The 3795-nt window shown below is 48.6% G+C and carries 3 protein-coding genes; all 3 read right to left on the reverse strand.

Translation table 11 applies throughout. The features are described from left to right. Positions 1-156 precede the first annotated feature (156 nt). The gene (locus BEG40_RS21405) at positions 157-2514 is read right to left on the reverse strand and encodes a prophage tail fiber N-terminal domain-containing protein (protein ID WP_105286075.1); all 2358 of its coding nucleotides are present in this window, start codon (positions 2512-2514) and stop codon (positions 157-159) included. Positions 2515-2578: 64 nt separating this feature from the next. Further along, entirely contained in the window at positions 2579-3178 is a 600-nt protein-coding gene (locus tag BEG40_RS21410) for an Ail/Lom family outer membrane beta-barrel protein (protein ID WP_105286076.1), read from the reverse strand. 69 nt (positions 3179-3247) lie between these two features. Further along, a partial coding sequence (locus BEG40_RS21415; RefSeq protein WP_502692834.1) for a phage tail tip domain-containing protein occupies positions 3248-3795 on the reverse strand: 548 nt, incomplete at its 5' end.

A 3795-nucleotide genomic window follows, 5' to 3' on the forward strand; every position in this document is an offset into this window, starting at 1 on the left:
GTTCGCCATCTTCAGTCAGTTCTCCGGTTTCTTTGTACACGTTACCTATCACGTCAATAAGAATATCATCCTGCATCGACTCATCATCATAATAGCCAGTGCTATCCATAAAGGCCGAAAAATCGGCCCTGTCGGCAAATTTAAGTGTTAAATCTTTCATTTAATACTCTCCCCCATTTGCGCATCAGTTAATTCTTTATGCCAGAGACGAAGATTTCTCAAATGGCCGAATAGATGACGTGTCCCTGATGTGGCTTGACCTCCTATTCGAATAAAGGTCCGCGTTTTTACGCCCGTCCATTCCGTTTTCATGGTTTTAGTAGCCTCACCGTTAGAAACTACTCGTTTAGTACCATCAGAATAAATATTAAAACCACCAATGAATTTTCGAACATCCGTTCGACCAGTAAACAAACTAGAAACGTAACTACTTGTCGACGCTTTATAAGTTTGCATATAAAGCTGACCGTAATATTTCTCGGTTGTGTTAAAAGCGTATGTGATTGACTCAATAGGCGGCACACCAGAAAAATCAAAAATACGCGGTGCTACATTAGGAGGAATATCGCCCCAATTCCTGTTAACCTCGACCAAACAAGTAAGCGGTCTGTTATAAATGTTGTTTTCGGTCGGGATCGTAACCATATCACTCGCACGAGTCGCCGCCGTCGTTCCTGATATAATAAAAGATGATACACAAGCCCCATTCTCTACTTGTGGGGTAGCCAGATAAATATAGTCACCTGATACGGTTGCCCCTCCCTGCTTAGGTGAATACTGTATCTGAGAGCCTATTTTTAACTCACCATCAATTGCCTGAATTGTTGCCTCAGCAAAAATCCATCCTGTAGTTTCCTCCTTCCTGACTCGTGCCGTAATTCTACCGGAAGCACCACCTGTCATATTAATTTTAAGCGTTTGTGTATCAATATACGCATCACCAAGAAAAGTTGTTGCGCTACCGTCATATTTATCAAACCGGATACGCAACCTTACCTGCAGTTCTGTTTTAAAACGACATGAGGTTGTCACGTATTTATTATCGCCTGAGACATCAACTGACTTTGTTGCAGCAATTGATGCAATATTAATGGCTGAGGTTTGCCCAATCAGAGAATCGTTACAGACAAACTTTCCATAGGTAAAACCAAAACTATCCGTCCCGGTTTCGGGAACATCCATATTTGACGATCGCCCCCAACTGGCAGGGCTTTCCGAATTGAGCATGTAGTTCGTTCTTTGCCCCTCAATAAGCAGGCCATCACGTTCAAACCGTGGCTCGTCAATGGCAGCCTCTGTCAGCACACCAGATTTATTAATATAGGTTGCTTTCGATGCGCGTTTAAACTTAACAACCTTGTCGCCAGGCATCGTTATTTCATCATCACCAATAACAATCTTTTTATATGATGGCGAAAAGCCCGTAATCATATCCAGCGAATCGTTAAATGGTATCCACACATCAGGAAGCGGCTGCAATACTTGTTTATACGGCTCCGCAGCCTGGCTTGCATACTCTCTGGCTGCATCCTCACTTGCTTTAGCTGCTGTCTGGCTTGCTGCCGATGCTTGCGCCGAGTTCGCCGCTGCAGTCTCGCTTGTCTTTGCATTGGTTTCACTGGTTTTTGCAGCTTTTTGACTGTTTGCTGATGCAGTGGCAGAAGCAGCCGCCGCACTTGCAGAACCAGCTGCGGCACTCTCGCTTTCAGCTGCTGCATCCTGACTGCTTTTCGCCGCAGTTTCGCTGGCTTTGGCATTCGTTTCGCTGGTCTTCGCTGCCGTCTGGCTGTTAGCCGCAGCAGTTGCTGATCCAGCTGCTGAAGTCGCAGAACCAGCTGCCGCACTCTCGCTTTCGGCTGCTGCATTCTGGCTATTTTTCGCCGCAGTTTCACTGGCTTTGGCATTCGTTTCGCTGGTTTTCGCTGCCGTCTGGCTGGACTTTGCGTTGGTTTCGCTCGTCTTTGCGGCTGTCTCACTGTTTTTCGCGTTGGTTTCTGATTTTTTGGCTGCTGTCGCGGAGTTTGCCGATGCAGTCTGTGAGGTCGCTGCCGCCTGTGCGCTGTTAGCTGCATTCGTTTCTGAGGTTTTCGCCGCGTTCTTCGATGATGCCGCAGCCGTTTCGGATTTCTTTGCCGCCGCTGCGCTCTGAGAGGCGGCTTCGGCGTTGCGTGCCGCTTCTTCCACCATTGCCTCAAAACGACGCAATGCCTCCGGCATGACGTCATCTTCCGTCATGGCACCGAGAAAATCATTCAGCGTACCGGGTCTGGAACCTTCATAGACGGTAATGATCCCGACATGTGAAGGCGGAAAACCTTCAACCAGCAGGGTGACGCTGTACTGGCCATACTCAACATCCATGCTGTAACGCCCGGCTTCATCCGGATTTTCAGAGGCCACCGTGTTCACCAGTACCGTGGTGCTGTTACGCTTTGCCTTCAGTTGAATAGTGCAGTTCTGTATTGGTTTTCCCGCACCATCTTTCAGCACACCTGAGATTTTTACTGCTGCCATATCCACTCCACAAAAAAGCCCGCCTGAACCGGCGGGCTGTCATAACACTGTGTTACCTGGCTAATCAGAATTTATAACCGACACCCACGATGAAACCGTCAGTACGCCAGTCGCCACTGCCGGAACCTTCATAAGCAATATCAATGGCCACGGATTCGGTCGGGTTAAACTGCACGCCAGCTCCCCACGCCAGAGACGTGTCGCTGTGGCGACCGTTATCACTTCCGGTCAGCACATCGTGCGTTTTCCCCTTGTTGTCAGTTACGCGGAGATAATCCCCGGAGAACGTCGAAACACGGCTGTAAGCCACACCCGCCATCGCATAAGCACTGAACCATTCATTCACGCGTACAGACGGCCCCGCCATCACGCTGAACCAGCGGTTACGCACTGAATCTTCATGCCAGCGGGTATCGCTGTAACGGGTAATCTGGCGATTCTTGTCTCCTGCATAGCTGAATGACGTCACCAGCCCCAGCGTGTCCGTAAATTCATAACGGTATTTCACGTTAATGCCCTTCAGGTCATCGTTGCCGGGCATATCAGTATGGGACTGAAGATAGCCGCCGCTTAGTGTGGACTGATGCTCTGCTGCACTCGCTGGCGTACCAGCGGCGGCCAGCCAGACTACTGCAGACAGAATAACAGCACATAATTTACGCATAATTACCTCTCGCTTTTCTGCAATAAAAAAGGCGCCATTTCTGGCGCCCGTATTGGGGTTATAAATATTTCAACGGATACTGATACCGGAAGCAGCTTTTTTGGTCACAATCACCGTACAGTCTGTGATGTTACCTGCGCCCTGATTGCCTTTCTGGAAAATCTTAAACTCCAGAGTGACGCTACCACCACCACTCGGCATATCAATAACCGCACTGTAACTACCGGGAATGGCTCCTTTAGTTTCTCTGGATGCGATTAATACGCCATTTTTGCGAACTTCAAAACCATAACCCGTGTATCGCGTACCTCCCGGGTTATTACCGCTCCCCGGATCGTCATACGCCACACCGTTAAAAATAATGGGCGGAATAATAATCTGGCGGTCAAAGTTATGATCATCGTAAATGGTGACTGTAACCGTCCCGTTTGGTGTTTCCGTGTTACCCCACGTACCAGCCTTTTTCGGAAATGGTTTGGATACAGTTTTAACGAAGTCACCTCTGACCTGGTTCGCCTCCAGCATGCCCTTAATCGTACAGTTTTCATTTACCGTGACGTTGTTGAGCGTCCCGGAGTTCGCATTCACGTTACCGCTGATATCGGCATTTTTCGCCG

It is taken from the genome of Escherichia sp. MOD1-EC5495 (assembly GCF_002965965.1).
Classification (GTDB): Bacteria; Pseudomonadota; Gammaproteobacteria; order Enterobacterales; family Enterobacteriaceae; genus Escherichia; species Escherichia ruysiae.